The organism is Massilia sp. UYP34, assembly GCF_056279385.1.
Window position 1 is genome coordinate 131,580 of sequence record NZ_JBWBRF010000006.1, and the last position, 25,910, is coordinate 157,489.

The 25,910-nt window shown below is 67.0% G+C and carries 27 protein-coding genes and 1 pseudogene; 11 read left to right on the forward strand and 17 right to left on the reverse strand.

Annotated features, from left to right (window positions below):
* Positions 1–113 precede the first annotated feature (113 nt).
* The 7 genes from ACZ9AQ_RS12445 to ACZ9AQ_RS12475 form a co-directional block, all read right to left on the reverse strand.
* Complete coding sequence (locus tag ACZ9AQ_RS12445) at positions 114–680, reverse strand: hypothetical protein (RefSeq protein WP_429205271.1); 567 nt, start codon at positions 678–680, stop codon at positions 114–116.
* Between the two features lie 160 nt (positions 681–840).
* Entirely contained in the window at positions 841–1,254 is a 414-nt protein-coding gene (locus tag ACZ9AQ_RS12450; RefSeq protein ID WP_429205270.1) for a VanZ family protein, read from the reverse strand.
* A gap of 92 nt (positions 1,255–1,346) precedes the next feature.
* Entirely contained in the window at positions 1,347–1,649 is a 303-nt protein-coding gene (locus ACZ9AQ_RS12455) for a hypothetical protein (protein WP_429205269.1), read from the reverse strand.
* A 616-nt stretch (positions 1,650–2,265) separates the two neighbouring features.
* Positions 2,266–3,033 (reverse strand): SDR family NAD(P)-dependent oxidoreductase, encoded by a 768-nt coding sequence (locus tag ACZ9AQ_RS12460; protein WP_429205268.1) that lies wholly within the window; start codon positions 3,031–3,033, stop codon positions 2,266–2,268.
* Positions 3,034–3,213: 180 nt separating this feature from the next.
* Complete coding sequence (locus tag ACZ9AQ_RS12465) at positions 3,214–3,726, reverse strand: TPM domain-containing protein (RefSeq protein ID WP_429205266.1); 513 nt, start codon at positions 3,724–3,726, stop codon at positions 3,214–3,216.
* The gene (locus ACZ9AQ_RS12470; protein WP_429205265.1) at positions 3,726–4,562 is read right to left on the reverse strand and encodes a TPM domain-containing protein; all 837 of its coding nucleotides are present in this window, start codon (positions 4,560–4,562) and stop codon (positions 3,726–3,728) included. Before ACZ9AQ_RS12470 ends, ACZ9AQ_RS12465 begins: the two co-directional genes overlap by 1 nt.
* A gap of 6 nt (positions 4,563–4,568) precedes the next feature.
* Positions 4,569–5,180, reverse strand: coding sequence for a LemA family protein (locus tag ACZ9AQ_RS12475; protein WP_429205264.1), 612 nt, complete (start codon positions 5,178–5,180; stop codon positions 4,569–4,571).
* 149 nt (positions 5,181–5,329) lie between these two features.
* On the opposite strand from ACZ9AQ_RS12475, the gene pyrF reads away from it, so the two are divergent.
* Positions 5,330–6,154, forward strand: a complete 825-nt coding sequence (gene pyrF / locus ACZ9AQ_RS12480; RefSeq protein WP_429205262.1) for an orotidine-5'-phosphate decarboxylase — start codon at positions 5,330–5,332, stop codon at positions 6,152–6,154.
* A 151-nt stretch (positions 6,155–6,305) separates the two neighbouring features.
* On the opposite strand, the gene sbcB is transcribed toward pyrF, so the two are convergent.
* Positions 6,306–7,751 carry an exodeoxyribonuclease I gene (gene sbcB, locus ACZ9AQ_RS12485; protein ID WP_429205261.1) on the reverse strand — a complete coding sequence of 482 codons (1,446 nt, stop codon included), beginning with the start codon at positions 7,749–7,751 and terminating at the stop codon, positions 6,306–6,308.
* Between the two features lie 97 nt (positions 7,752–7,848).
* Entirely contained in the window at positions 7,849–8,811 is a 963-nt protein-coding gene (locus tag ACZ9AQ_RS12490; protein WP_429205259.1) for a GGDEF domain-containing protein, read from the reverse strand.
* Positions 8,812–8,924: 113 nt separating this feature from the next.
* Here ACZ9AQ_RS12490 and ACZ9AQ_RS12495 point away from each other — a divergent pair, with 113 nt between their 5' ends.
* Positions 8,925–9,782, forward strand: a complete 858-nt coding sequence (locus ACZ9AQ_RS12495) for a helical backbone metal receptor (RefSeq protein WP_429205258.1) — start codon at positions 8,925–8,927, stop codon at positions 9,780–9,782.
* Between the two features lie 98 nt (positions 9,783–9,880).
* Here the strand turns inward: ACZ9AQ_RS12495 and ACZ9AQ_RS12500 are convergent, their stop codons facing one another.
* The 3 genes from ACZ9AQ_RS12500 to ACZ9AQ_RS12510 form a co-directional block, all read right to left on the reverse strand.
* Complete coding sequence (locus ACZ9AQ_RS12500; RefSeq protein ID WP_429205257.1) at positions 9,881–10,258, reverse strand: HPF/RaiA family ribosome-associated protein; 378 nt, start codon at positions 10,256–10,258, stop codon at positions 9,881–9,883.
* A 416-nt stretch (positions 10,259–10,674) separates the two neighbouring features.
* Positions 10,675–11,919 carry an MFS transporter gene (locus ACZ9AQ_RS12505; protein WP_429205256.1) on the reverse strand — a complete coding sequence of 415 codons (1,245 nt, stop codon included), beginning with the start codon at positions 11,917–11,919 and terminating at the stop codon, positions 10,675–10,677.
* A 116-nt stretch (positions 11,920–12,035) separates the two neighbouring features.
* Positions 12,036–13,064 (reverse strand): CDP-6-deoxy-delta-3,4-glucoseen reductase, encoded by a 1,029-nt coding sequence (locus tag ACZ9AQ_RS12510; RefSeq protein WP_429205254.1) that lies wholly within the window; start codon positions 13,062–13,064, stop codon positions 12,036–12,038.
* A 172-nt stretch (positions 13,065–13,236) separates the two neighbouring features.
* On the opposite strand from ACZ9AQ_RS12510, the gene ACZ9AQ_RS12515 reads away from it, so the two are divergent.
* Complete coding sequence (locus ACZ9AQ_RS12515) at positions 13,237–14,124, forward strand: NAD-dependent epimerase/dehydratase family protein (RefSeq protein ID WP_429205253.1); 888 nt, start codon at positions 13,237–13,239, stop codon at positions 14,122–14,124.
* A gap of 25 nt (positions 14,125–14,149) precedes the next feature.
* Here ACZ9AQ_RS12515 and ACZ9AQ_RS12520 read toward each other — a convergent pair whose 3' ends face one another.
* Both ACZ9AQ_RS12520 and ACZ9AQ_RS12525 read right to left on the reverse strand, forming a co-directional pair.
* On the reverse strand, positions 14,150–14,965 hold the full coding sequence (locus ACZ9AQ_RS12520) for a glycine-rich domain-containing protein (RefSeq protein ID WP_429205251.1): 816 nt from the start codon (positions 14,963–14,965) through the stop codon (positions 14,150–14,152).
* A 247-nt stretch (positions 14,966–15,212) separates the two neighbouring features.
* Positions 15,213–15,815 (reverse strand): sensor histidine kinase, encoded by a 603-nt coding sequence (locus ACZ9AQ_RS12525; protein ID WP_429205300.1) that lies wholly within the window; start codon positions 15,813–15,815, stop codon positions 15,213–15,215.
* Between ACZ9AQ_RS12525 and ACZ9AQ_RS12530 the strand changes: the two genes are divergently transcribed.
* Complete coding sequence (locus ACZ9AQ_RS12530; RefSeq protein ID WP_429205305.1) at positions 15,756–15,884, forward strand: hypothetical protein; 129 nt, start codon at positions 15,756–15,758, stop codon at positions 15,882–15,884. The two genes, ACZ9AQ_RS12525 and ACZ9AQ_RS12530, sit on opposite strands and share 60 nt — an antisense overlap.
* Positions 15,859–16,482, forward strand: a complete 624-nt coding sequence (locus ACZ9AQ_RS12535; protein ID WP_429205303.1) for a hypothetical protein — start codon at positions 15,859–15,861, stop codon at positions 16,480–16,482. Before ACZ9AQ_RS12530 ends, ACZ9AQ_RS12535 begins: the two co-directional genes overlap by 26 nt.
* On the opposite strand, the pseudogene ACZ9AQ_RS12540 reads toward ACZ9AQ_RS12535, so the two are convergent.
* Positions 16,384–16,782 (reverse strand): annotated as a pseudogene (locus ACZ9AQ_RS12540) (CHASE domain-containing protein); the annotation flags it as partial. The gene ACZ9AQ_RS12535 and the pseudogene ACZ9AQ_RS12540 sit on opposite strands and share 99 nt — an antisense overlap.
* Here ACZ9AQ_RS12540 and ACZ9AQ_RS12545 point away from each other — a divergent pair.
* A complete protein-coding gene (locus tag ACZ9AQ_RS12545; protein WP_429205302.1) occupies positions 16,666–17,055 on the forward strand; it encodes a hypothetical protein in 390 nt (129 codons plus the stop codon). The pseudogene ACZ9AQ_RS12540 and the gene ACZ9AQ_RS12545 sit on opposite strands and share 117 nt — an antisense overlap.
* Positions 17,056–17,710: 655 nt before the next feature.
* Here ACZ9AQ_RS12545 and ACZ9AQ_RS12550 read toward each other — a convergent pair.
* On the reverse strand, positions 17,711–19,774 hold the full coding sequence (locus tag ACZ9AQ_RS12550; RefSeq protein ID WP_429205250.1) for a PKD domain-containing protein: 2,064 nt from the start codon (positions 19,772–19,774) through the stop codon (positions 17,711–17,713).
* 402 nt (positions 19,775–20,176) lie between these two features.
* Complete coding sequence (locus ACZ9AQ_RS12555; RefSeq protein ID WP_429205248.1) at positions 20,177–21,931, reverse strand: glutamine--tRNA ligase/YqeY domain fusion protein; 1,755 nt, start codon at positions 21,929–21,931, stop codon at positions 20,177–20,179.
* Between the two features lie 165 nt (positions 21,932–22,096).
* Here ACZ9AQ_RS12555 and ACZ9AQ_RS12560 point away from each other — a divergent pair, with 165 nt between their 5' ends.
* The 5 genes from ACZ9AQ_RS12560 to ACZ9AQ_RS12580 all read left to right on the forward strand — a co-directional run bounded on the left by ACZ9AQ_RS12560 (position 22,097) and on the right by ACZ9AQ_RS12580 (position 25,878).
* The gene (locus ACZ9AQ_RS12560; RefSeq protein ID WP_429205247.1) at positions 22,097–22,390 is read left to right on the forward strand and encodes a DnaJ domain-containing protein; all 294 of its coding nucleotides are present in this window, start codon (positions 22,097–22,099) and stop codon (positions 22,388–22,390) included.
* Between the two features lie 73 nt (positions 22,391–22,463).
* Positions 22,464–22,976: a hypothetical protein gene (locus ACZ9AQ_RS12565; protein WP_429205245.1), complete on the forward strand. Its 513-nt coding sequence runs from the start codon at positions 22,464–22,466 to the stop codon at positions 22,974–22,976.
* Complete coding sequence (locus tag ACZ9AQ_RS12570) at positions 22,966–23,751, forward strand: hypothetical protein (RefSeq protein WP_429205244.1); 786 nt, start codon at positions 22,966–22,968, stop codon at positions 23,749–23,751. Before ACZ9AQ_RS12565 ends, ACZ9AQ_RS12570 begins: the two co-directional genes overlap by 11 nt.
* Before the next feature lie 17 nt (positions 23,752–23,768).
* Positions 23,769–24,647 (forward strand): hypothetical protein, encoded by an 879-nt coding sequence (locus ACZ9AQ_RS12575; protein ID WP_429205242.1) that lies wholly within the window; start codon positions 23,769–23,771, stop codon positions 24,645–24,647.
* A gap of 16 nt (positions 24,648–24,663) precedes the next feature.
* A complete protein-coding gene (locus tag ACZ9AQ_RS12580) occupies positions 24,664–25,878 on the forward strand; it encodes an MFS transporter (protein WP_429205240.1) in 1,215 nt (404 codons plus the stop codon).
* Positions 25,879–25,910 lie beyond the last annotated feature (32 nt).

Sequence of the window (25,910 nt, forward strand, 5' to 3'; positions counted from 1 at the left end):
TGCTCACGCCCGCCATGCATCGGCATGAGCTTCCCCCCACCTACCGGGATAGGCTCGAAGCCCGGCAATCTCTCCGTGACGGGTGGACGGCCGTCCACCCGGCGGCGGCCCGCCTAGCGCTGGATGCTGCCACCCGTCACGTTGACGCGGTCGCCGCTGCGGAAATCGGGCGTGGTGCCGTGGGTGATCACCTGCGTGCTGCCGTCGTCCATGCGCACCGTGACGCGATAGGACTGGCTGCCGGTGGCGCCGGCCGCGCCGGTGGTGCCCATCGACGCATCGCCCTCGGTGATGCCGCTCGACGCCGGCATGATCTCGATCGCCAGCACGGTGCTGTTGGGCGCCGCGCTGGCCGCGGCGGCGCCCGCGGTCGAGGCGCTGCCGCCGCGGTCGTCGTGCATGCTGGAGGTGCCGGAACCGCTGGTGCCGGAGGCGCCCGAGCTGCCCGACGTATCCGAACTGCCCGAGACGCCGGCGCCGTCGTGGATGGTCTCGGTGCTCGTGCCGCTGGTGCCCGAGGCGCCGGAGCTGCCGCTGGAGCCCTCGCCGTAGTCGCTGGTTCCGGTGCTGCCGCTGGCGCCACTCGACGACGATTCGTCACGCATGGAGGTGCACCCGGAAATGGCGAGCGCGACCGCCAGCAGGCCCGCGATGGCCACGCTCTGGTGTGTTTTCTTCATGATCAACTCCTCGTTTGGATGTTTAGTGGGGGGATGTGACGATGCCGCGCGCCACGAGGATAAGAGGCGGGAAGTGCGCCAGCGTTCCAGCTGACTTCCTTTGCAGGTCGGTTGGATCAAGCTGGAGGGTTCTTTGCGGAACCCGAACCGTGGATGATGGTCAGCGCCGACGCGCCGCCGGCGCCGGCCGCCGCGCGCGGGTGGCCAGCACCGCCAGCACGGTGGAGGCGAGGGTGGCCGCCGTGACGTCGACCAGCCAGTCGCGCACGTCGCCCGAGCGATACGGGAAGAAACTCTGCACCCATTCGTCGACCGCACCCATGAGCGCGATGGCCAGCATCGCCTTCAGGGCGCGCTGCAACGGCGTGCCGGTGGCGCCCAGGAACCACAAGGCGGACAGGAAAGCATAGGTCATGCCGTGCAACACCACACCGGATGCATAAGCGCCGACCTCGGCGCGGGCACCGGGAATCGAGCCGGCCACCAGGATGGCCAGCAGCCCGAGCAGGGCGACGCCATGCAGGGCGCGGCGGACGTTGGTTGGGGGCTGGAGCAGGGACGACAGGGCGGGCATTGACGAACGTGGAAGGTGGATGCGTGAGGCAGATGCGTATGGCGTCAACCATACCACGTCACGCAGCCAATTGCCCACACGCCAATGCTGGTTCAGATCGTCAGGGCCGGCGCGCCGTCGGCGTAATGGGCGTCGAAACAGCTTTCGCAATCGGCGCAGAACAGGTGGGCGACGCGCACGCTGGTCTGGCGCAGGACCAGCTTCAGGTGGGTCTGCTGGCACTTGGGGCAGACTTCGCGGACGCTGCCGAAGGTGAGCAGGTTGAGTGGCGTGCTGCCGTTGTCGAGCGCATCGACGACAGTGCACGGATTGAGTTCGCTCAGGACGAGGTTGCCGTTTTCATGGCGACGGCGGCAACTGTCGGGCGCGGCGCTGGCTGGTACACGTAAGTTCATAGGACAGGTTCCTTTGGACGTTTCGTTGTACGTGGTCTTCCGACCGGTGGCCGAATCGGAAGCGCGAACTTTATGATAGCCAAATCAGCGACGCCTTCAAGCGCTATGACAATTTTTTTACCGCGAGTTGCGCCGGGGCAGAGAATGAGACCGGTCTGTGCCAGCGCCAGCCTGCGCTGCGCTCAAAAAAGTGCCCGCTGGTGGCGGGCACAACCCAAGATCGGGCCAAGAGATGCGAAATCGGTTGGTGTGTAGCACCCTGGGCGCCGCACACCTGCTGTCATCAGGCATATCGGTTGCGTGTATGACAGGTGATTCTTAGTATAGGCAGTGTTAGTGACACGATTGTGACCCAGCGCAAAGTTCTGGCGGTATTAAATTACTGCTGCGCGTCCCCGAGTCATCAGGCTACGTTATACGTAAAACTACGTAGCGACGGTCTTTTTTGTCCGTCCGGGCAAAAAAAAAGCCCGCTCTTGTGCGGGCTTAAAACTATTTTCTTGGAGGAGAATAGTGGAGACAGGTGTAATTATCGGGGGCTGGCCTGTGGGTGTCCAATTGCGAGTTCAGATACCAGACATACATTAAAGTAATATCTTGTTGATCAGCCGTGTTTTCAGTCGCGTACCGGCACCGTGTAGTTCAGCGCCATGCGGCCGCCGTCGGCGTACAGCGTCTGGCCGGTTATGTACGAGGCGTCGTCGCTGGCCAGGAAGGCGGCGATCGAGGCGACTTCTTCCGGCTCGCCGCAGCGGCCCAGCGGCGTGCGCGACAGGATGGTGTGGCGCGCCTCGGGACTGCCCAGCACGGCCTGCCTGGCCAGTTCGGTCAGGATGGTGCCGGGGCCGATCGCGTTGACGCGGATGCCATACTGGGCCAGGGCGATCGACGCCACCCGGGTCAGCTGGTTGACGCCGCCTTTCGACACCACATAGGGCACCTGGTTCGGGATGGTCAGCTCGGCGTTGACGCTCGACATATTGATGATGCAGCCGCCCTGGCCGCGTTTGACCATGTCGCGCGCCGCCGCCTGGCTGCACAGGAACATCGATTTCAGGTTGACCCGCAGCACGCGGTCGAAATCGTCTTCTTCCAGGTCGAGGAAATCGGCCGCGTGGGTCACGCCCGCGTTGTTGACCAGGATGTCGACGCGCCCGAAAGCGTCGAGCGTGGCCTGGATCATCGCATCGACCTCCTGTTTGATGCCGACGTCGGCGCGAAAGAAGCGGGCGGCTGCGCCCAGGCTGGCGGCGGCCTGCTCGACGTCGGGCTTGAGGTCGACGAGCATCACGCGCGCGCCTTCGCGCGCCAGGCGCTGGGCGCAGGCCAGGCCGATGCCCTGGCTGGCGCCGGTGACGATGGCGATCTTCTGGTTCAGTTTCATGGCGGGGCTTTCAGAGAGGGGCAAGGAAGTCCGCCATTCTAACCACTCGTCGCGGCTACCCGGCCCGCATGATCGGCGCTGCGCGTGTGAGTTTTCGGCGCGGCGCGCGAAGGCGGAAATCGCGAAGGTCGATGCGCTGGCGCAGGAATGGCCGGGCGACGCTCGCCCGGCCTGGCGCCCCTACAGCATGACCGGCCGGTCGGGCAGCTCGTTGGGCCGCTCGCCGCTGGCCGGAAAGTGCTGGCGCAGCAGCGCATTGACCTGATCGACCGCGGCCAGGGTGGCGTCATGGAACCGCCCCTGCCTGAAACCCTCGGTCATGGTGCGGCACACGGCCTGCCAGGTGGCGGCGTCGATCCTGCGGTCGATGCCGCGGTCGGCCACGATGTCGACCTTGTGCTCGGCCAGGTTCACGTAGATCAACACGCCGCAATTGTCTTCGGTGTCCCACACGCCGTAGTCGGCGAACAGAGCGATCGCGCGCTGGCGGTTGGTCACGCCTTCCCAGGCCGCCTCGAACGGCAGCGATTTTTCGACGATCAGGCGCACCTCGCCGCGGTGGGCCCGTTCACCGCGGTCGATCGCCTCGGCGATCGCGTCCAGCGTCGCGTCCGGGAAAGCCTGTTTCGCCTCGCTCGCGCTGCTCTTCCAGTGGCGCCAGGCGCGGCGCATCTTGTGTGTCATCGATCCCATTACCAGTCTCCCGAGGCGCCGCCGCCGTCGAAGCTGCCGCCGCCGCCCGAAAAGCCGCCGCCAAATCCACCGCCGCCGCCGAAGCCGCCGCCACCGCCGCGGCTCATATTGCCGATCACGTTGCCGAGGACGAAGCCGGTAGTGGCGCTGCCCCAGTGCGACTGCCCGCGCCGGGTGGCGGTCGTGCGGCCGCGGCGCGGCCGGAACACCGAGCGCAGCATGGAGGCGCCGATGATGATCAGGAAGATCGCCCACAAGGGGAAACCGCCGTCGCTCTCCGCCTGGCGCTGCGTTTGCTGCTGCTGCGGCGGGGCCGGGAAGGCTTCCTGGTTGAGCAGGGTGGCGATGGCGCCGACGCCGGCGACCAGGCCTTCGTAATAGTGTTCTTGCCGGAAGTGCGGCGCGATCACGTCCTGCAGGATGCGCTTGGACTGGGCGTCGGTCAGCACGCCCTGCACACCGCGCCCGGCCTCGATGCGCAGGCGGCGCAGCGACGATGGATTGTCGCGCGCCACCAGCAGCAGCACGCCGTCGTCGACGCCCTTGCGGCCCAGCTGCCAGGCATCGGTGACGCGGATGCTGTACTGCTCGATCGCCTCGGGCTCGGTCGACTTCACCAGCAGCACGGCGATCTGGCTGCCGGTCCTGGCCTCGTAGTCGGCCAGCACCGCTTCCAGGCGCTGGCGCTGGGCAGCGTCCAGCATGCCGGCCTGGTCGGTGACGCGTGCGGCCAGCTTTGGCACCGGCTGCAGCTGCGCGAGGGCCGGCGACGTCGTGGCAAACCCGGTCACCAGCGTGAGCAGCAGGATAAAGAAGAAACGCGACAGTGCGGTCATGCCGGCTTACTTGCCGAAGTCGACCGTCGGGGCGGTCGAAATCGCCTTTTCGTTCTCGACGGTGAACGACGGCTTGGTTTCATAGCCGAACACCATCGCCGTCAAGTTCTTGGGGAACTGACGCACGGTCACGTTGTAATCCTGGACCGAGGCGATGTAGCGCTGGCGCGCCACGGTGATGCGGTTTTCCGTGCCTTCCAGCTGCGACTGCAGGTCGCGGAAGCTCGCATCGGCCTTCAGGTCGGGGTATTTTTCCGAGACCATCATCAGGCGCGACAGGGCGCCCGACAGCTCGCCCTGCACCTGCTGGAATTTCTGGAAGGCCTGGGGGTCGTTCAGCACCTCGGGCGTGATCTGGAAGCTGGTGGCCTGGGCGCGGGCGCGGGTCACTGCTTCGAGCGTCGCGCTTTCATGCGAGGCATAACCCTTGACGGTGTTGACCAGGTTCGGAATCAGGTCGGCGCGGCGCTGGTACTGGTTCACCACTTCGCTCCACGCCGCCTTGGTGGCCTCGTCCTTGGTCTGGAATTCGTTGTAGCCGCAGCCGGACAGCAGGGCGCCGGCCAGGACGGCGCCGCCAAGGAGACGCGCGCAACGGAAGAAGAAGGAATTGGTCATGATGTGGTTTGTGTTTACAAGTTGTCGAATGATCAAAATATACCTGAAACAAGCGCGTTGGGGCGTCCGGGCCGGCGCCGACTACCGGCGAGGGACGGCCGGCGGGTACAATAATGGGTTTGCATTTACAAAGATACAAGGGGCTAGAGGTGAATTTCATCAACAAACTTTCCGCCGCATGGGCCCGCAACGATTCGCTGCTGTGCGTCGGCCTCGACCCGGACCTGGCGCGCCTGCCTGCGAGTCTGCACGGCCAGCCGGACGCCATCGTCCAGTTCTGCAAGGCCATCATCGACGCGACCGCCGACCTGGCGTGCGCGTTCAAGCCGCAGATCGCCTACTTCGCCGCCCTGGGCGCGGAAGACCAGCTGGAAGAAATCTGCGCCTACCTGCGCGCCACCTACCCGCACATCCCGCTGGTGCTGGACGCCAAGCGCGGCGACATCGGCGCCACCGCCCACCAGTACGCGCGCGAAGCCTTCGAGCGCTATGGCGCCGACGCGGTGACGGTCAACCCCTACATGGGCTTCGATTCGGTCGAACCGTATATGGAATGGCCGGACCGCGGCGTGATCGTGCTGTGCCGCACCTCGAACGCGGGCGGTTCCGACCTGCAGTTCCTGGACGTGGGCGGTCGTCCGCTGTACCAGCACGTGGCCCAACTGGTGGCCGACAAATGGAACCGCAACGGCCAGTGCGCGCTGGTGGTGGGGGCGACCTTCCCGGAAGAGATCGCGCAGGTGCGCAAGCTGGTGGGCGACATGCCGCTCCTGATCCCGGGCGTGGGCGCCCAGGGCGGCGACGTCGAGGCGACCGTCAAGGCCGGCCGCACGGCAAGCGGCGCGGGCATGATGATCAACTCGTCGCGCGCGATCCTGTATGCGCCGCAGCAGGAGGGCGAGGACTTCGCCGCCGCCGGGCGGCGCGTGGCGCGCGAGACGCGCGATGCGATCAACGCGCATCGGCATGGATGATGGCTGGGAGGCTGTGCGCACTTAGGTTCCCGCCTTCGCGGGAACGACGTTGTCGGAGGTTGCGCCAGGCGTAGGCGCCAACTTCGGCCAGGTCCCTTGGCACGTCGTTCCCGCGCAGGCGGGAACCCAAGTCCTGGGAGCACCCCCAAGCTCAATACCGACTCGGCGCAATCGACTCCGCATAGTCGTACAGCGCCCCCAGAATCTCCTCGGCGCGCTCGTCCGCCGTCTCCGACAGCGCATCGATCTCTGTAAAAAGCTGGTCCACCGTGCGCGCCCCGTGCGCACCCTCGAACAGGCGCGCCGCCCGGTGCGCTTCCCACAGCTGCATCTCGTCTTCCGAGAGCGTATGGGGGAAGTTGCGCGCGCGGTAGCGGAACAATAGTTCGTTGAGACGCTCGTCCTCGAAGCTGACGCGCCGCGCCAGCGCCTCGGGCGTTTGCATGCGCAGCGACTCCAGCTGGCGGCGGTCGTCGCGGCTGACGAAGCCGCCGTACAGGTCTTCGTCGACGTCCACCGCCTCGCCCGCACCGGGTTTGGCCAGCACCTGGGCCCAGATTGCCCGCATGTCCGGCGCGCCGGCCGCCAGCGCGGCGTGCGCGCGGCCGCGCTCCAGGTCGATGTCCCAGCGCGTGGCCAGGTCAGGGCGCAGGGTCTTGAGGTTCCCGACCAGCATCGGCGATTTGTTCAGGTGCACGCTCTTGATCGGCAGCCGGGTCACGCCTTCGGGCAAGTCGCTGGCGCGCGTGAACATGCGGGTGCGGATGGTGTCGACGTCGAGCGCGAACAGTTCGGACGGATCGTGGCGGCAGTCCCAGACCAGCACCTCGTTCTTGTTGGTCGGATGCTGGGCCAGTGGATAGACCAGGCCCAGGCAGCCGTATTCGACCGGGAACATGCCGGACACGTGCAGGAAAGGCTGGCGCTGGCCAGGGTCGAGGTGCAGGCCGATCTCGGCCGCGACCCGGTCCTTGCGGCGCAGCTCGAGGCAGAAGTCGAACAGGCGCGGCTGCCTGTCGCGGATCAGGCGCGCCAGTGCGATGGTGGCGCGCACGTCGGACAGCGCATCGTGCGCCGCCTCGTGGGCCAGGCCGTTGGCGGCGCTCAGGTGTTCCAGCCTGAAGCTCGGCTTGCCGTCTTCGCGGGTCGGCCATTGGATGCCTTCCGGGCGCAGCGCGTACACCATGCGCACCACGTCGAGCAGGTCCCAGCGGCCGCAGTTGTGCTGCCATTCGCGCGCATACGGATCGATCAGGTTGCGCCAGAACAGGAAGCGGGTCACCTCGTCGTCGAAGCGGATCGTGTTGTAGCCGACGCCGATCGTGCCCGGCTCGCTGAAGGCGGCTTCGATGTGGCGCGCGAATTCGTGTTCGGGCACGCCGCGTTCGAGGCAGTGCTGCGGAGTGATGCCGGTGATCAGGCAGGAATGCGGGTCGGGCAGGAAGTCGTTGGCCGGCTGGCAGTACAGCATGATCGGCTCGCCGATCTCGTTGAGGTTGGCATCGGTGCGGATCGCGGCGAACTGGGCCGGGCGGTCGCGGCGCGGGATCGCGCCGAAGGTTTCATAGTCGTGCCAGAGGAAGGTATGCGTGCTCATGTGTTGTTATGGTGGTTGCCGTCACGGCGTCAACCGGCATGGTGGCACATCCGCGCGGATCAGTCACGGCCGGCGGCAAGCTTTGCCCCGCATTGTCTCAGGCGCAGACGCGGTCGCGCCCGGCCTGTTTGGCGCGGTACAGGGCGGCGTCGGCCGCCGCCAACAGGCTGCGCTCGTCGCCGTCGGGCGCCAGGCTGGCCACGCCGAAGGAGCCGGTCAGGTGCGGCAGCGGCAGGCGCATGTCGGGGAACACGACGGCCAGGCGCAGGCGCCGGCACAGGCGTTCGGCAACGCCGGCGGCCCGTTCCGGCGTGGTGTCGGGCAGCACGGCCAGCATCTCTTCGCCGCCATAGCGCACCGCGAAGTCGGACGGGCGCAGCGCGCCGCGGATCACGTGCGCCGCCGCGGCCAGCGCGGCGTCGCCGGCGATGTGGCCATGGGTGTCGTTGAAGCGCTTGAAGTGATCGAGGTCGATCATCACCAGCGACAGCGCGCTGCCGTCGGCGGTTGCGCGCGCGGCCAGCTTGGGCAGCATCTCGCCCAGCCAGGCGCGGTTGTACAGGCCCGTGAGCGGGTCGTTGAGCGAGAGCTGGCGGTAGAATTCGCCCAGCTTCTGGCGCCGGCGCAGCAGGGCGTTGGTGGCGCGGATGCGGAAGGACAGCAGGCGCAGCAGGTTACGCGCCAGCACGCCCGAACGGTCGATCAGCCGCCACACCATGTCGGACTCGATCACCAGGAGTGTGGTGTCTTCGAGCGCCGTCATCGCCGCCAGGTTCGGCGCGTCGTCCAGCACCGCCTGTTCGCCGACGCTCTCGCCCGGGACGATGCGGCTGGTGTTGCCCTCGTCGCCGGCATGGGCGTCGGGCGCGATCTCGAGCACGCCGGACAGGACGATGTACAGGCGCGCCTGGACGCCATCGTCGATGCGACGGCCACGCGCCACGCGCACCACGGCGCAGCCGGCCACCATCGCGGCGACGGCCGGGTCGGTCTCGTCGCGAAACAGGTGCAGGTCGCACAGCGTCGTGCGGGAAGCACCGAAGGTGCCGATGTGTTCCAAGTGGGTGCCTCGAGCGAATCGCGTCAGGTTGAATCCTTACAGGGGCGAAATGATAGCCTATCGGACCTGGAATGCGTATTCGACGCGACTTAAACAACAATGGTGACACGGCGATGACATATTCTGACAATTCGCGCCACGACGCGCTTACGGCCTCGCGCACGGACGCGCTCAAGGACGGGCTCACGGATGCGCTCGGGCACGTACACCGGCCGGCGCCCGGCGCGCGCATCGTGTCGCTGGTGCCGTCGATCACCGAGCTGCTGTGCGATCTCGGCCTGGCTTCGCGGCTGGTCGGCCGCACCGGCTTTTGCGTCCACCCGAAGGCAGTGGTGGCGGACATCCCCAAGGTGGGCGGCACCAAGGACGTCAACCTGGAGAAGATCCGCAAGCTGGCGCCGACCCATGTGGTGGTCAATATCGACGAGAACGAAAAGCCGACCGTCGACGCGCTGGCGCAGTTCGTGCCGCATGTGGTGGTCACGCATCCGCTGGTCCCGCAGGACAACCTGGCGCTGGCGCGGTTGATGGGTGGCATCTTTGGCGCCCGCGAACAAGCCGAGGCATGGTGCGCGGCTTTCGACGAAGAACTGGCGCGGCTACGCGCCTTGCCGGCCGGCCCCGCGCGCACGGTCTTGTACTGCATCTGGCAAGACCCGTGGATGAGCGTGTCGCAGGACACGTATATCGCCGCCATGCTGGCCGAACTGGGTTGGCGCGTGCCCGCGCTGGGAGCGGCGCGCTATCCCCGTTTCGACTGGTCCGAAGCGCTGGTGGACGGGCTCGACGCCGTGCTGCTGCCGACCGAGCCCTACCACTTCACCGAGGCGCACGCGGACGCGCTGGAAAAGCAGGTCGGGATTCCGGTGCTGCTGGTCGATGGCGAGATGATGTCGTGGTACGGCAGCCGCGCGCTGGCGGGCTTGGGTTATCTGCGCGAAGTGAGGACGATGCTGGAAGGCGGTGCTTGACGGTGGTGCTGGAAAGCGACGCTTGGAGGCGATGCCGGAGGGGAGCAGGGGCGGGCTGAAGGCAGGCCCTGACGGGCCTGCTTTTCATGCGGTCACGATCACATGTCCGTCAAGTGCTTGTCGGCGGTGGGATCTTCGGGGTGCGTGATCGCGGCGGCGCGCTGCTTGTCCTGCAGGCGACCGATCGCGCTGTCGAGGGCGCGCGCCAGCTTGCCGCCGGCGTTGTTGATGGCCTGGTGCAGGTCGGTGGCGTGCTCATGGATGACGATCGGCGCGACGCCCGCCAGGCGTGCTTCGAGCATGCACGAATTGCCGCCGTCCGCTTTCTTCTCCTTGTTCTCATTGCTCAGGTGAACGTCAACGCGGTTGACCTGGTCGCCGAAACGGCCGATGGAGGAGCGCACGACCTCCTGGACGTGCTCGTCCAGGCCTTGATGCTTGGTGATGGTGTTGTCGGTATTTACGTTGATCTGCATGGATGGCTCCTGTAGTCGTTACGGCTTCATCTTACACCCGCCGGGATTTTTACCGCGTCCATCTGGATTGACGTGATGGCAATGCCAGTCTGGTATCACTATTACTGAATTTTCATATCGAAATTATCTGTCGTTTTGTAGGGAAATTCTTCCTAGAATTCGCGCCGAGTTCGTGCCGGCGATGTGCGGCCGGACCGCGTCGATCGACAAGGTCATCGCCCTGCAGAGCCGGCGCAACGATGACCAGGAGCGCGGACGGACCGCCTAAGCAGGCGCGCACTGCGCTGTTCGGCATAGGCGGCGTCGCCCTGCTGGCCACGGTCGCGGTCGCGCGGGTGATCACGCGCTCGATCGCCTTTCCGCTGAACCACGCGGTGGAACCGGCGCGCACCGTCGCCGCAGGCAGCCTGACGTGCTTACCCGCGCTCCTTGTCGTGGTGCGGGAAGCGGTCCATCCTCGACAGCACCGGGAACAGCACCGCCCACAGCCCGGTGACCACCAACGTGGCCACGCCGCCCAGCAGGATGGCGCGGGTCAGGCCCAGCCAGCCGGCGGTGACGCCGGACTCGAATTCCCCCAGCTCGTTCGAGGCGCCGATGAACACCGAATTCACGGCGCTGACCCGGCCGCGGATCTCGTCCGGGGTCTCGTACTGCACCAGCAGGTGGCGGATGTAGACGCTGACCATGTCGCCTGCGCCGAGCAGGAACAGGGCGGCCAGGGCGACCGGGAAACTGTCGGTCAGGCCGAGCAGGATCACGCAAACGCCGTACAGCGCGACCCCGCCGAACATCCAGGCCCCGACCCGGCGCGTGATCGGGAACATCGCGAGCGTGATCGAGCACAGGGCGGCGCCGACGCCGGGCGCGGTGCGCAGGAAACCGAGGCCGGTGGGCCCGGTGGCCAGGATGTCGTGGGCGTAGGCCGGCAACAGGGCGGTGGCGCCGCCGAACAGCACCGCGAACAGGTCGAGCGAGATCGCGCCCAGCACGATCGGGCGCGAGCGCACGAAGCGCAGGCCCTCGAGCAGGGTGTGCCAGCTGACCGGCGCCCGGTTGATGATCTGCTGGATGCTGCGTGTGTTCGACATCAGGAGCACCGCCAGCGCCAGCAGGCTGGCGGACGTCATGTGCACGACCTGCGCGCCGAACACGTACAGCAGGCCGCCGACGATCGGCCCCAGGATCATCGCCACGTGCATGGTCGACGATCCGAGCGCCACCGCCTGGCCGAATTCGCGGTCGGGCACCAGGTTCTTGAGCACCGCCTGCGAGGCCGGCATCATGAAGGCGCGCGCGCTGCCGAACACCACCAGGATCGCAAAGACCGGCCATACGACCGTGCTGCCGCTGGCGGTGAAGGCGATCAGGAGCGCGCTGCACAGCAGTTGCACCGCCATGCAGGCCATGACGATCAGGCGCCGGTTGTAACGGTCGGCCACGTGGCCGGCCCACAGGATGAACAGCAGGAACGGCGCGAACTGCGCCAGGCCGATCAGGCCGAGGTCGAACAGGCTGCCGGTGATCTGGTACACCTGCCAGCCGATCGCCACGCTCTGCATCTGGACGGCGAAGGTGGCGAGAAAGCGCGCCGAGAGATAGAAGGCAAGATTGCGGTTGCGCAGGACGCCGAGGCGGCCGGAGGGGGAGATCAGAGACATGTGTAGGGTCGGCGGATTTCCGCCGACGCGGTGATGGTTGGCGGCGCCGATTGTCGGGCGCGATGATCTTGCCGCTACCGATCAACGCGTCGGCGGCAGAGCCGCCAACCCTACGGCTAACCGGCGGCGAGGTCCGCTTCGGTCGTGAACGAATCGGCAAAGAACTCGTCTTCGGGCAGGCCGCACAAGGCCGTGTAGTCGCGGCGCGCCGAATCGACCATGACCGGGGCGCCGCAGGCGTAGACCTGGTGCCCCGACAAGTCGATGATGTCCTGCATCACGGCCGAGTGCACGAAGCCGGTGCGGCCCGTCCAGCCATCCTCGGGCAGCGCGTCCGAGATCACCGGCACGTAGGTGAAGTCGGGCAGCGTGGTTTCCCAGGCGCGGCACAGCTCGTCCATGTACAGGTCTCGCGGACGGCGGCCGCCCCAGTACAGGCGCACGGGGCGGGTGGACTTCAGGTGCATCAGGTGCTCGACCAGGGCCTTGACCGGGGCGAAGCCGGTGCCCGAGGCCAGCAGCACGATCGGCTTGTCGGAGTCTTCGCGCAGGAAGAAGGTGCCGAGCGGGCCCTCGAAGCGCAGGATGTCGCGTTCCTTCATGGCGCTGAACACGTGGTCGGTGAACAGGCCGCCGGGCAGGTGCCGGATGTGCAGCTCGAGCGGGCCTTCGAACGACGGCGCGTTGGCGATCGAGTAGGCGCGGCGCTTGCCGTCCTTGAGCAGGAATTCGATGTACTGGCCGGCGCGGTAGGCCAGCAGCTCGTTGGCCGGCAGTTGCAGGTTGACGATCGCGACGTCGGGCGCGGCGCGGCGGATGGCGGCGATCCGGGTCGGCATCTTGCGCAGCGGATAGTCCGAGCTGCCGCCCACTTCGCGCGCCTCGATCACCAGGTCGCCGCTCGGCACGGCGCAGCAGAACAGCGACATGCCGGCGGTCTTCTCGATGTCGGACAGCGCGCGCTGCTGGTGCGGCTTGTGTTCCACCGCGCCATCGAGCACCTTGCCCTTGCACGAGCCGCAGGCGCCATTCTTGCAGCCGTAGGGCAGGCCGATGCCGGCGCGAATGGCCGCGGAAAGGACGGTTTCATCGGCTTCGCAGGTGAACTGGCTGCCGCTGGGCTGGACGGTGATCTGGAAGGTCATGCGATTCGGAGGTCGGCGCGCCAGGTAAGGCGCAAGTGGTTGATCCAATGGCGGTTTTGTCGCAACTGGGCGCTATTCTACACCGGCCCCGGTTTTGCCGGGCGCGGGCGACCCCGGCCCGGCGCTGCCGCTATGCTACAGTGCCGCGGTCCGCCTCCATCGCCCCCGAATCATGCCAGATCGTTCCTCCTTCGCCCGTCCCCGCCTGCTCATCGTCGGCTGCGGCGACGTCGGCACGCGCCTGCTGCCGCTGCTGGCCGCGAAATACCGGGTGTTCGCCCTGACCAGCCAGCCCGAGCGCCGCGCCGAGCTGCGCGCGCTGGGCGCGGTGCCGGTGGTGGCGGACCTGGACCGTCCCGCGACCCTGAAGCGCCTGCGGCGGCTGGCGCCGTGGGTGCTGCACCTGGCGCCGCCGCAGCCGGATGGCGAGCACGATCGGCGCACGCGCCACCTGGCGGCGGCGCTGGGCAAGGTGGAGCGCATGGTATATGTGAGCACGAGCGGCGTGTACGGCGATTGCGGCGGCGCGCTGGTTCATGAACACCGCCCGGTAGCGCCGCGCAACGCGCGCGCGCGGCGCCGCGTGGACGCCGAACGCATCCTGCGCGCCTGGGCCGTGGCCACCGGCGCGTCGCTGTCGATCCTGCGGGTGCCGGGCATCTATGCCGACGACCGCCTGCCGCTGCGCCGGCTGGAGCAGGGCACGCCGGCGCTGCGCCGTGAAGACGACGTCTACACCAGCCACGTGCACGCCGACGACCTGGCGCGCATCGTGCTGGCCAGCCTGCAGCGCGGACGGCCCGGGCGCGTGGTGCACGCGGTGGACCGCACGCGCATGAAGATGGCCGATTATTTCGATGCGGTAGCCGACGCCTTCGGCATGAACCGCCCGCCACGCCTGGCGCGCACCGAACTGCAAGGCGCGGTGTCGCCGATGCTGCTGTCCTTCATGTCCGAATCGCGGCAACTGGACGACACGCGCCTGAGTCGCGAACTGCGGGTGCGTCTGCGCCATCCCGACGTCGCCACGACGCTGGCGCGGCTGCGCCGGACCTCATGACGCCGTTGGGCTGAGTTGATTGAACTCAGGCGGCGTGCGCGGCCTTGCCTGGCGCTGCGCACCATGCGCTGTCGCCGGCCCGGGCGGCCTGCTTGCCCGGCGCTGCGCACCAGGCGCTGTCGCCAGCTTGGGCGGCCTGCTTGCCCGGCGCTGCGCACCAGGTGCTGACGCCAGCTTGGGCGGCCTGCTTGCCCGGCGCTGCGCACCAGGCGCTGTCGCCGGCTTGGGCGGCCTGCTTGCCTGGCGCTGCGCACCATGCGCTGTCGCCGACCCGGGCGGCCTGCTTGCCCGGCGCTGCGCACCATGCGCTGTCGCCGGCTTGGGCGGCCTGCTTGCCCGGAGCTGCGCACCATGCGCTGTCGCCGGCTTGGGCTACCTGCTTGCCCGGAGCTGCGCACCAGGCGCTGTCGCCGGCTTGGGCTACCTGCTTGCCCGGCGCTGCGCACCAGGCGGCATCGCCCTTGATGACCACGCCGAATTCGGCTTCGTAGATTTCACGCATGCGCTCGCCGGCGCGTTCGCGTTCGTCTTCATCTGCGCCGGCGCCCATGCCGACGTAAGGGTAATGATGGAGGAAGAAGCCAAACGTCGCTTCACAGTCGCGAGCGTACTTCATCGTGTCGAGAATGTGGTAGTGCCAGAACGTGTCGACGTCGACTGTGGGCGAGGCGCCGTCCTCCGGGTACTTTTTCATCAGGAACAAGAAGCGCCGGTATTCGGCCTCGACCGCGTTGGCACGGCGTTCGGACCAGCCTTCTCCCGATTCCGCATGCATCAGCTTCATTTTGATGGGTGTCAGGTCAAGAGCCTCGAACACTGAGAATTCGGTATTGGTCGACATCGTTATCACCTCGTTAATTTGTCATGGCGCTGCATGATTCTTGCCCGGCATGGGGGGCGTACGATGGAAGCTGGTCTTACCAGATCGCATCATGGCCCTCTGGCCGAAATTGCTTCTGTCACGTTGTATTGACGCATGACATCGATAAAAATTTTCATGCGGATACTCATTACAAACGTTGAGCTTGATCAAACTGCGGCGTAATCAGGGGATTTGTTGCAATGCGGCGTAATGACAGCGTGCCGCGTTATGCAGCCACCGCCACCGTTGACAGCGGCCGCCCATGCATCGCATCGTCGTCGCCGAACATGGGCGTGACCGGAATCGACACCACCACTGTGGTGCCGGCGTCCAGGCCGCTGCTGATCGAGAACGAGCCGCCGAGGATGCCGACCCGCTCCTCGATCCCGACCAGGCCGAACGAGCCGTGGCGGTTGCGGCTTCCCGGCTGCATGCCGACGCCGTTGTCGCGGATCGTCATGGTCAGCATGTCTGCCTGCTGCTGCAAGGCGATCCTGACTCTGGTCGCGCGCGCATGGCGCGCCACGTTGTTGAGGGATTCCTGCAGGATGCGGAAGAAGGCGGTGGCGCTGTGGTCGTCGATGCGGTGCTCGCCGTCGTCGTCGACCAGCTCGCACTCGATGCCGGTGCGGCGCGCGAAATCGGCCACCTGCCAGTCGACCGCCGCCGACAGGCCCAGGTCCAGCACGTTGGGACGCAGGTCGTTGATGATCTGGCGCACGCTGCGGATGGTGACGTCGATCTGGCGCACGGTAGCTTCGGCGCGTGCGTGCAGGCGCCGGTGGCCGCTGCGGGTTCGGTTGGCCAGCAGCTCGGCCTCGATCTTCAGCGCCAGCAGGTTTTGCGCCAGGTCGTCGTGGATCTCGCGCGCGATGCGCTTGCGCTCGCCTTCCTTTGATCTGCTCGGCGTGCGCCGCCAGCAGGCGCAGCTTTTCGTGGCTGGCCTGCAGCTTGGCCTGGCTCGCGCGCAGCTCGCGCGTCATTTCCTCGGCCATGCGCAGGGCGTTGCGGCGCGACGAGGCCAGGGTCTGGAACAGTGCGTAGAGCAGGGCGGTGCTGATGCCCGCGGCGAACGCGGCCAGCCACGGGTAGTACAGATCGAAGCGCGTGTACAGCACCGATTTCGGGATGCTGAAGTCGGCGCGCCAGATGCGTTGGTTGAATTCGATCGGCAGGCTGGTCGCGAACACGCTGTCGTCGTCCAACGGTGGCGCCGGGTTGGGGTGCGCGGTGCTGGCCAGGCTGTCGTACAGCAGGGCGCGTGGCGGCGTCTCTCCGGGCTCGGGCGTCACCGTGGTCAGCTCGGTCAGGATCAGGCGCGCGCCCCGGATCGGAAATTCGTCGAGTACCCCGCCCACCAGGCGCGCCACGCCGAAACCGATGCCGACCGAACCGATATAGGCCAGGCGCCGCCCCTCCACCGTGTCGATCGGCATGCCGCTGCGGTATACCGGCAGGCGCAGGGCCAAACCGTTCTGGTTGGGACCCGAAAATAGTTCGATGCGGGTGCCCGAGGCGCTCGGCAAACCGGAATCGCGCGCGCTGGCCAGCACGCGCCGGATCGTGCCGCGTGCTTCCAGGTCCATGCCCAGCTTGGTGAGCGAGAGCGGCAGCAGGGGTTCGATATAGACCAGCACCGTATAGGTATTGCGGTCGGGCTGGGCCGTCAGCGGCTCGTAGTGCACGCCGCGCCGCGCCAGGCGTGCGCGCAGCTCTTCGTTCAGCGCCGGCAGGGCTGGCGCGTGGACGGTGCGCGCGTAATTGATGACTTCGATACCCGGGAAGTTGCGCTTGATGTCCAGATGCTCCACGTACTGGCGAAACTGGTCGGCAGTGGTGTCGGGAGCTGCACGGAACAGTCCCGCAGCGCCGCGCAATACATCGCCATAACTCTTGATGCGGGCGTCGATCGTGTATTGAGAGGCGCGCGCCATGCTGCGAAAACGCGCGTGGGCATCGCTCTCGATCGCCTCGGACGTGGCAAAGTGGGCGGCGGCGCCGAACGCCAGCGACAGCAGCAACCCCCTCACAAGGGTTACCGGCGCGAACATCCCGGGAGATCGATCTGAAGGCATGCGGTGGTCTCGAAAATGCGGGGTGACGGGCATCCGCGCCTGGCGTCAACACCTACGATCAATACGCTAAGCAATGTCTGGTGACACAGTAGCTATCAGGTTTACTAGGTTTTTGCAAAAACACGACGTCTGGCGATGCAGGCCGCGGACGTGGGTCGCAGGTTGCAGGAGATCGCAGTTTCCCGGAAAAAAGCGCCGCGGCCATGGGCCGCAGCGCCTTCGGGCTGGCAAATAGACAGCGGTAATCAGTTGAAGCTCAGGCCATGATTGCTGGCGTTGCTGGCCGTCTTGCCTTTCAGATTTACCGTGAAATGGTCGCTCGGCTTGGCCGAACCCAGGTAGCCAGGTGCGAGGCTGCGGCCGTGGCGCCGCTCGTGGCGCCCGCCGCGGCGCAGTCAGTGGCGCCGGTCAGGCGCAAGCGCGTCAAGGGTAGGCAGGCGAGGGGTAGGCAGGCGAGGGGTAGGCAGGTCAGGCGGCAGGTGGGAGCAAGTGCATGTCGACATGCGAGTAGGCGACATGCGCGTAAGCGATGCATGGCGGGCGTGAGCACGGCGCGGGGAGGCCGCATGGCGCGCCATGCCACCACGAGCAACACAGCGCACGCTTGCCAGGCGCTCCCGGCCCGCCTCCCGCCTACCGGGAGAGCTGCTTAATACAGGGCAATGCTGCCCTCGGCCAGGACGCTGCCGCCATCGCCGGCGCCATTCCCGGAAACAGTATCGCGACCGGTCGTGCCGGCCGGGGCCGCGCGCACCTGTCCATTGCCGGCCCGGCTGTTATCGTAGGCGACGATTTCCTTGCCCGTCGCCGGGTCGAGACGCCAGATCTTGAGGCTGATACGGCCCGGTTGGCCGCCGGCGGCGTTCGATGCGGTGGTGGCCAGCGTGAACCGGTAGCCGCCCTTGCCATTGAGTGCGCCGCTGCCTTCGAACCGGCCCTGGGCGCCTTGTGCCGCGATCCGCCTGAGGTCCTTGCTCACGAAGTCCAGGTCGCCGGCATCGAAATGCAGCGCGCCCGGCGTCACTTGCTGGAAGGCGGCCGCGCTTGGCGGCTGGGCGTCGAGCGCCGGCGCGATGAAGCTGAAGCGCGCCTTGCCCGTGTGGCGCCGAGGCGCCTTGCTCGCCGCCAGCGGCGAGATGAAGGCGCCGGCGCCGGCCGCCATCCCCTTGCCGGGCTGGTAGGCGACGACCTGGCGGCTGACGTCAACGCTGGCGCCGGCGCCGTCGACGACCTTCGCCGTGATCGTGTAGATGCCGGGACGGGTATAGCTGTGGGTGGCGCTGGCGCCGGCGCCGTTCGCGGCCGGCATGCTCGCCGTGCGCGTGGCATTGCCGTCGCCCCAGTGCCAGTTGATGCCATAGCGCGCGGACGAACGTTCGTCGGCGACGCCGACCGATGCCGTCAACGGCGCGCCCACCGCCACCATGTCGCTCGCCACGATCGGGCCGACGCTATGCGGACAGCCGCAGGGCGACTTGCTCACTGGCTTGAGCAGCACCAGGCCGGTGTTGCCCACGGCGACGATGGAGCCGTTGTCGGAGATGCCCAGGGCGACTTCCAGCACGATGCCCGGTGGCGCGTGTTTCAGGCGCGTGTTCAGGTCGACCATGCCTTCCTTGGCGGTCCAGACATAGGCATGGACCGGCCCGGCGCCGGTCTGGGCGCTGCCGACCACTTGCCCCTTGTTGTTGGCGCCGCGCCCGGACGAGATGGTGCCGCCGAGCGTGCCCAGGTCGACCAGGCCGCCGGTCTGGGTCCAGGTCATGGCGCGCGACCCGATGATCGGGTCGCCGATCTGGCCGGTGATGCGCCCGCCGGAAGTCATGCCGAAGACCTCGGTGCGCACGGCGGGCGGGGCGATGTCCACCATGCCGGTGCCGAAGGTCCAGACGTAGCCGCGCCAGTCTTCGCCGTCGACGTGGTAGTTGCCGGCCACCTGGCCGAAGGCGCTGATCCCGACCGGGGTCGAATCGTTGCTGGCGTTGGTGTGGATGTCGATCATGCCGGTGCCGAAGGTCCAGAGGAAGGCATGGTAGTCGTTCCCGAACGCCCAGGAGTCGCCGACGATGATGCCGGCGTCGTTGATCGCCCGCGGGTAGGACGATTCGGCGGCTCCCGGCGCCAGCACGCCGAGGTCGGTGATGCCGCCCAGTGCGCTCCAGCGGAAGCCGCGGTTGAAGCCGGTGGCGGTATTGTGGGCGATCGCCGTAATCACGCCTTTGTTGTTGATGACCGGTTCGAGGGCTTCGTCGGCGCCGGGCAGGGTGCCGATGTCGGTGATGCCGCCCGAACTGCTCCAGATGAACGTGCGGGTGTCGCCGGCCGGGTTGGTCGAAACGCCGACGACCCTGCCCGAATTGGTGAGCCCGGTAGCGCGGGCGAAGTCGCCCGGCCCGTCGAGGCTGCCGACATTCTGCGAGCTGCTGCCATTGTAGAAATAGGCATTGATGGGGGCGCTGAAGATATCGGGCGTGAGCGAGTAGGCGACCTGGCCGCTGGCATTGATCGAGGCCGAAATGGCTTCGCCGGCGGCGAGGTTGATCACACGGTAGACGGTCTTGCCGGCGGCTGGGTGATGCGGCTTTTTGGCCGCTTCCGGGCCTGGCGGCTGTTGCGCCGAGGCCGTGCCGGCGAATACCAGCGAGCACAGCAGATAAGACAGGGTCCGGGGGGCAGCGCAGCGACCTGCGCCGGTGTGGTTGCGTACGTGCATGATGCCTCCGCTGGAAGAGATGGGCTCTGGTGATGAAGGCGTCGGCATCGCGCGCGGCGCATGTCGGACACCCGGCGCCATCCATCATCGGGGACGCTGCGGGGCGCAGCATGAGGACGGTCATGCGGACCTCCCGTGCACGGATGATGCAGGTCGAAACAGCCGTGCCGGAATTGATCGGGACGCAAAAAAAAATCCCGCCGCGGCGATGCCGGGACGGGATCTTCGTCAGGACACTGGAACTTAGAACCTATCCCGGTAGGTGAGAGTCGTTCCTGCCGCGCCTGACAAGCGTGCGCTGCGTTGCTCGTCGTTGCATGGCTCGCCATGCGGCCTCCTCGCGCCTTGCTCACGCTCGCCATGCATCGGCATGAACTTCCTCCCACCTACCGGGATAGGTTCTTACTTGCCCCAGCTATCCTTCAAGGTAGTCACGCGATTGAACACCGGCTTGCCCGGCTGCGAATCCACGCGGTCCGCCACGAAATAGCCATGACGCTCGAACTGGAAGCGCTGGTCGGCCACGGCGTCCTGCATGCCCGGCTCGAGGTAGGCGGTCACGGTTTCCAGGGCGTTCGGATTGAGCGCCGACTTGAAGTCCTTGCCGCCGGCGTCCGGCTGTGGGTCGAGGAACAGGCGGTCGTACAAGCGCACCTCTGCGGCCAGGGCGCTCGCCGCGCTGACCCAGGTGATATTGCCCTTGACCTTGTAGTTGTCGGCGCCCGGCGTGCCCGACTTCGAATCCTCGAAGTACTTCACGTGCACCGCGGTCACGTTACCGTCTGCATCCTTGTCGTAGCCGGTGCACTCGACGACGTAGCCGTATTTCAGGCGCACGCGGCTGCCCGGCTGGTCGCCGCTGGGCGGGGTGAAGCGGAAGTAACCCTTGGTCGGGTTTTCCATGAAGTCTTCCTGCTCGATCCACAGCTCGCGCGTGAACGGGAAGGTGCGCTTGCCCATTTCCGGGTGGTGCGGGTGGACCGGCGACGAGCATTCCACCGACTCGCCTTCCGGGAAGTTGTCGACGATCAGCTTCAATGGACGCAGCACGGCGATGGCGCGCGGCGCCTTCGGGTCCAGGTCGTCGCGCAGCGCGCCTTCCAGGATGCTCATGTCGATCCAGCCGTCGGCCTTCGACACGCCGATGCGCTCGCAGAACAGCTGGATCGATTCCGGCGTGTAGCCGCGGCGGCGCAGGCCGACGATGGTCGGCATGCGCGGGTCGTCCCAGCCGGTCACGGTGCCGTCGTCGACCAGCGCGCGCAGCTTGCGCTTGGAGGTGACGACATAGGTCAGGTTCAGGCGCGCGAATTCGTACTGGCGCGGCACCGGCTTCTTGAAGAAACCGCCTTCGGCCAGGGTTCCGACCAGCCAGTCGTAGAACGGGCGGTGGTCCTGGAATTCCAGGGTGCACAGCGAGTGCGTGATGTTCTCGATCGCATCCGAGATCGGGTGCGTGTAGTCGTACATCGGGTAGATGCACCAGGCGTCGCCCGTGCGGTGGTGGTGCGCATGGCGGATGCGGTACAGGGCCGGGTCGCGGTTGGTCATGACCGGGGACGACATCGCATCCTCGCTCATCTTGGCGCGCAGGATGTGTTCGCCATCCTTGTACTTGCCGGCACGCATGTCGCGGAACAGCTGCAGCGATTCGGCCGGCGGGCGGTCGCGGAACGGCGAATTGGTGCCCGGGGTACCGAAATTGCCGCGGTTCCTTGCCATGTCTTCGGCGCTCTGGCTGTCGACGTAGGCGTAGCCTTTCTCGATCAGGTACTCGGCCATCTTGTACAGCTGCTCGAAGTAGTCGCTGGCGTAGTACAGGTGTTCCTGGCCCTCGCGCTCCCACGAGAAGCCGAGCCACTTGACGCTGTCCATGATGGTGTCGACGTATTCCTGGTCTTCCTTCTCCGGATTGGTGTCGTCGAAGCGCAGGTGGCAGAGGCCCGCGTAGTCGCGCGCCAGGCCGAAGTTCAGGCAGATCGATTTCGCGTGGCCGATGTGCAGGTAGCCGTTCGGCTCCGGCGGGAAGCGGGTGATCACGGAGGGCAAACCATCGCGCCGATGGGTGCCTGCGGCCAGGTCCGATTCGACGATCGCACGGACGAAGTTCGACGACGGTGCATTGACCGGCGCCGGGGTATTCTTGTCGTTGCTCATGAAATAGTTCTGGAAGGGTAAGTTGGGGGGCATTTTACCGTACCCGGACGCGGCTGAGGTTGCCCGCGTCGCAAGGCGGACATCGGCTATCGCGCCACGTCGGGCCTTTTCTATAGGATAATCTCTATTTGCGCGTCTTTAAGATAGTTGCCGGGAGAGTTACTGTTGGAAAATTTATATGCGATCCTCGGTGTCGCGCCGAATGCCAGCGACGACGAGATCAAGAAAGTCTACCGTTCGCTGGCCATGCGCTACCACCCGGACCGTAACCAGGCGCCGGGCGCGGAAGCGCGTTTCAAGGCCGTTACCAAGGCCTACGAGATCCTCTCGGACCGCGCCAAGCGCGAGGAATACAACCAGAGCGTGAACCACCGCATCGTGCTGGACGCCGAGGCCGAGGCGTTCGAGCTGTGGCGCTCGCTGTTCGCGCTCAACGGCGTGAACCTGCCGGCGCACTGACCCGGCCCTGCGCTTCACCCGGCGGCAACGCACCGGACGCGGCCTTCGCCGCGCCCCATCAACAGGATAGAACATGAAGAACGTACATCCCGAATTCTCCTTCCAGTCGCGTGAGCTGGAAGGCCAGATCGAGGGCACCCTGGGCGACCCGCCCAACCGCAAGAACTACGACATGATGGTCAATGCGCTGGTGGCCGAATACGCCGACGGCGGCGGCATCGACGACGTCAACATGATGGCGTTCGCGCTGGTCGACAAGATCCGCTTCCTGGACCCGAAGGGCCTGTTGCGCGAAGCGGCCGACTATGCCGACGGCGATCCTGCGCGCGTGTTCGCGATGGCCGAGTGCAGCGGCGAGGACGGCCGCGCCATGTATGAAGGCATGACCGCCAGCTATCCGGAACTGGCGCGCCAGGCCATCATCACCGCCTTCCTGTTCAAGAACCAGAACCGCTGGGACGACGAAGACCAGTCGCTCGAGCAGCTCGGCCGCGACGACGACGGCGACGACGACGACGAGGAAGACAGCCCCGCCACCGACGACTTCACCCAGCTGTTCGACGAAGGAGAGCGCGATGAGCGATGACACCGACAAGACCAACCTGCCGGCCCTGGTCAGCCAGGTCGGCGAACTGGTGCTGGCCGGCTCGCTGGACCACGCCGAAGAGGTGTTCTCCAGGGCCGCCGACGAGCACGGCGACTATGCCGTGGCCCAGGTCCTGACCGAACTGCCGCCGCAAGTGACCGCGCTGCACCTGTCGGGCTTCGATGGCGCCAAGACCTCGCTGGCGACCATGCTGGTGCCGCCCAAGGCCTGGGCCGACAGCCTGGCCTTCATCGCCGCCACCTGGCCCGACAACCTGATCGAGGACGATCCCGAGCGCATCGCCGAGAACCTGTTCAACCACGTGCATGGCGTGGTCTATGCCCAGGACGACGAGGAGCGCCGCAACGAGCTGCTCGAGGCGGCGTCCGCCACCGACCATGGCGCGACCGTGTTCGCCATCCTGTGGTCGCTGGCGCCGAAGGAAATCCTGGAAGTGGCGGGCGAGATCCTGTCGAAAGGCCGCTACGTCAGCGGCCAGACCAGCGCCGACAGCGACATCGTGCCGCTGGCGGTCGACCTGGCCAAGGCCACCGAGGACGGCTGGGAGCGTTCGCTGCTCGAACTGTTCCCCGAATTCCGCCACAGCGCCGAGATGGCCGAGATCTCTCTGCCCGACGATCCGGACGAAGAGTCCGAGTTCATGCAGCGCTCGACCCGCGACCTGCTGCTGCGCCTGCGCAAGCAGGTGCCGTCGGTGCGCAGCATGGCGCGCCGCAGCCCGCGCCGCAGCATGGGCACGGACATCTTCTCGTGACGGGAGCCGCCAGCCACATGTTGCCAGCCATCGTCATCGAACAACCGCCGCGCCTGATCCGCGCGATCAGGCTGCTGCCGGGCGAAGCCACGCCCGACGAGGCGGCAATCCTGGCCGACGAGCTGTCCGGGATCACCGCCATGGTGGCCGAGAAATTCACCAACGACCGTACCGCCGAAGGAATTCAGCGTGCGCTCCTGTTGAGCATCGGCTGTGTGTCGCTGGGTCTCGAACACCTGATCCAGAGCGAGGACGAGGGCGACCTGGACGCGCTCGACATCCTGGTGGCCGAGGGCGCCGAACACGCCTTCCAGGCGGGGTTCCGCATGATCCGCGAGCTGGCCGCGCTGCCCGAGGACAGCCTGGTGAGCGAGTACGACAACGATCCGGTCTACGCCCAGCGGCGCCTGAAGGAGTTGTTCGTCGACATCTGCACCGCCGATCCCGGCGAATCGTGGTCGGGCTACGAGCGCTTCCTGGGCCAGGTCCGGCAGCGCCAGCAGGTCCAGGCGACCGTCAAGGCCGCCGAGTGGCTGCGCAAGAACCACTACGAGGGCCCGGTCAAGGACCCGGACCTGAACTCGGAGGGCGTGATCGCGCTGGCCATCATCTTCGCGGTCGAGGGCGGCGCGCGCATCACGGCGCGCACCGGCCAGAGCGAGTTCGAGCGCTTCGTGAAGGCGGTGCGCAAGCATCGGCCGGACTTCGAACAGGGCTGGGCCGAGTTCCTGGCGCGCATCCCGGCGGCCCACCAGGCCATCGTGGCCGAGCGCATCGACATCTACCGCAAGCATTGCACGGTGCTGGAGCAGCTCGGGACGAGCGCGACCATCGGCCAGCTGATGACCGAGCTGGAGAACTACGCCGGCTCCGAAGTGGATCCGGAATACCCTTGAGCATGAGTAGCCCGGCATGAACAAGCCCGGCGCACGCATCGCCGCCGGCAGCCCCGCTTTCCGGCGCATCAACCGCGCGATGGCGTTCGGGGGCTTTTCCATCTTCGCCTTGCTGTACTGCGTGCAGCCGCTGATGCCGCTGCTGGGCCGCGACTTCCGGCTGTCGCCGGCCGAGAGCAGCCTGGTGCTGTCGGTGTCCACCGCCACCCTGGCGCTGGCGCTGCTGGGTTCTTCCAGCGTGGCCGAGCGCTTCGGCCGCAAGACGGTGATGGTGGCCTCGATGATCAGCGGTGCGGTGCTGACCCTGGCCTGCGCCTTCGCCACCAGCTACCCGCAACTGGTCGCCGTGCGCGGCCTGATGGGCCTGATGCTGGGCGGCTTGCCGGCCGTGGCCATGGCCTACCTGAGCGACGAGATCGAGCCGACCTCGCTCGGCCTGTCGATGGGCATGTACATCAGCGGCAGCGCCTTCGGCGGCATGAGCGGGCGGGTGATCTCGGCCTTCATCAGCGATGTCGCCTCCTGGCGCGTAGCGGTCGGGCTGCTCGGCGCGGCCGGACTGTACGCCGCCTGGGAATTCTCGCGCAGCCTGCCACCGTCGCGCCATGGCGGCGCGCGGCCGGCGCGCGGGCCCGGCTTCGTCGAGGGCCTGCGCATCCATCTGCGCGACCCGGGCCTGCCGTGGCTGTTCGCGCTGCCTTTCCTGCTGATGGGGACGTTCGTCAGCCTGTACAACTACATCGGCTACCGCCTCCTGGCGCCGCCGTTCGGGTTGCGCCAGAGCGCGGTCGGGCTGCTGTCGCTGCTCTACCTGCTGGGCATCTTCAGTTCGATGTGGGCCGGCAAGCTGGGCGACCGCCTGGGCCGGCGCAACGTGCTGTGGCTGCTGATGGGGGTGATGATCGCTGGCTTGCTGGTGACCCTGGTCGATTCGGTCGTCGCCGTGGTGCTGGGCGTGGGCGTGGCCACCTTCGGCTTCTTCGCCGCCCATTCGGTGACCAGCAGCTGGGTCGGCCGGCGCGCGCAGCCGCCGCAGGCGCTGGCCTCGGGCATCTACCTGTTCTTCTATTATCTCGGCTCGAGCGTGGTGGGGTGGTTCACCGGCTATGTGTACGAGCACTGGGCCTGGCCCGGGGTGGTGGCGCTATTGGGCGCGATCCTGGGCATCGGCCTCTTGATCGCGCTGCGCCTGCGCACGCTGGCGCCGGTACCCGTCCACCCTGCGCCATGATGTGGGCAACTCGGTGGGCAGCTCGGCGGGCG

Excerpts from the sequence above, each read along its gene's own strand:
- ACZ9AQ_RS12445 (WP_429205271.1), bottom strand. The coding sequence starts at position 680 with ATGAAGAAAACACACCAGAGCGTGGCCATCGCGGGCCTGCTGGCGGTC.
- ACZ9AQ_RS12450 (WP_429205270.1), bottom strand. The coding sequence starts at position 1,254 with ATGCCCGCCCTGTCGTCCCTGCTCCAGCCCCCAACCAACGTCCGCCGC.
- ACZ9AQ_RS12455 (WP_429205269.1), bottom strand. The coding sequence starts at position 1,649 with ATGAACTTACGTGTACCAGCCAGCGCCGCGCCCGACAGTTGCCGCCGT.
- ACZ9AQ_RS12460 (WP_429205268.1), bottom strand. The coding sequence starts at position 3,033 with ATGAAACTGAACCAGAAGATCGCCATCGTCACCGGCGCCAGCCAGGGC.
- ACZ9AQ_RS12465 (WP_429205266.1), bottom strand. The coding sequence starts at position 3,726 with ATGGGATCGATGACACACAAGATGCGCCGCGCCTGGCGCCACTGGAAG.
- ACZ9AQ_RS12470 (WP_429205265.1), bottom strand. The coding sequence starts at position 4,562 with ATGACCGCACTGTCGCGTTTCTTCTTTATCCTGCTGCTCACGCTGGTG.
- ACZ9AQ_RS12475 (WP_429205264.1), bottom strand. The coding sequence starts at position 5,180 with ATGACCAATTCCTTCTTCTTCCGTTGCGCGCGTCTCCTTGGCGGCGCC.
- sbcB (WP_429205261.1), bottom strand. The coding sequence starts at position 7,751 with ATGAGCACGCATACCTTCCTCTGGCACGACTATGAAACCTTCGGCGCG.
- ACZ9AQ_RS12495 (WP_429205258.1), top strand. The coding sequence starts at position 8,925 with ATGACATATTCTGACAATTCGCGCCACGACGCGCTTACGGCCTCGCGC.
- ACZ9AQ_RS12500 (WP_429205257.1), bottom strand. The coding sequence starts at position 10,258 with ATGCAGATCAACGTAAATACCGACAACACCATCACCAAGCATCAAGGC.
- ACZ9AQ_RS12505 (WP_429205256.1), bottom strand. The coding sequence starts at position 11,919 with ATGTCTCTGATCTCCCCCTCCGGCCGCCTCGGCGTCCTGCGCAACCGC.
- ACZ9AQ_RS12510 (WP_429205254.1), bottom strand. The coding sequence starts at position 13,064 with ATGACCTTCCAGATCACCGTCCAGCCCAGCGGCAGCCAGTTCACCTGC.
- ACZ9AQ_RS12515 (WP_429205253.1), top strand. The coding sequence starts at position 13,237 with ATGCCAGATCGTTCCTCCTTCGCCCGTCCCCGCCTGCTCATCGTCGGC.
- ACZ9AQ_RS12520 (WP_429205251.1), bottom strand. The coding sequence starts at position 14,965 with ATGTCGACCAATACCGAATTCTCAGTGTTCGAGGCTCTTGACCTGACA.
- ACZ9AQ_RS12535 (WP_429205303.1), top strand. The coding sequence starts at position 15,859 with ATGCGCTTGCGCTCGCCTTCCTTTGATCTGCTCGGCGTGCGCCGCCAG.
- ACZ9AQ_RS12550 (WP_429205250.1), bottom strand. The coding sequence starts at position 19,774 with ATGCACGTACGCAACCACACCGGCGCAGGTCGCTGCGCTGCCCCCCGG.
- ACZ9AQ_RS12555 (WP_429205248.1), bottom strand. The coding sequence starts at position 21,931 with ATGAGCAACGACAAGAATACCCCGGCGCCGGTCAATGCACCGTCGTCG.
- ACZ9AQ_RS12565 (WP_429205245.1), top strand. The coding sequence starts at position 22,464 with ATGAAGAACGTACATCCCGAATTCTCCTTCCAGTCGCGTGAGCTGGAA.
- ACZ9AQ_RS12570 (WP_429205244.1), top strand. The coding sequence starts at position 22,966 with ATGAGCGATGACACCGACAAGACCAACCTGCCGGCCCTGGTCAGCCAG.
- ACZ9AQ_RS12575 (WP_429205242.1), top strand. The coding sequence starts at position 23,769 with ATGTTGCCAGCCATCGTCATCGAACAACCGCCGCGCCTGATCCGCGCG.
- ACZ9AQ_RS12580 (WP_429205240.1), top strand. The coding sequence starts at position 24,664 with ATGAACAAGCCCGGCGCACGCATCGCCGCCGGCAGCCCCGCTTTCCGG.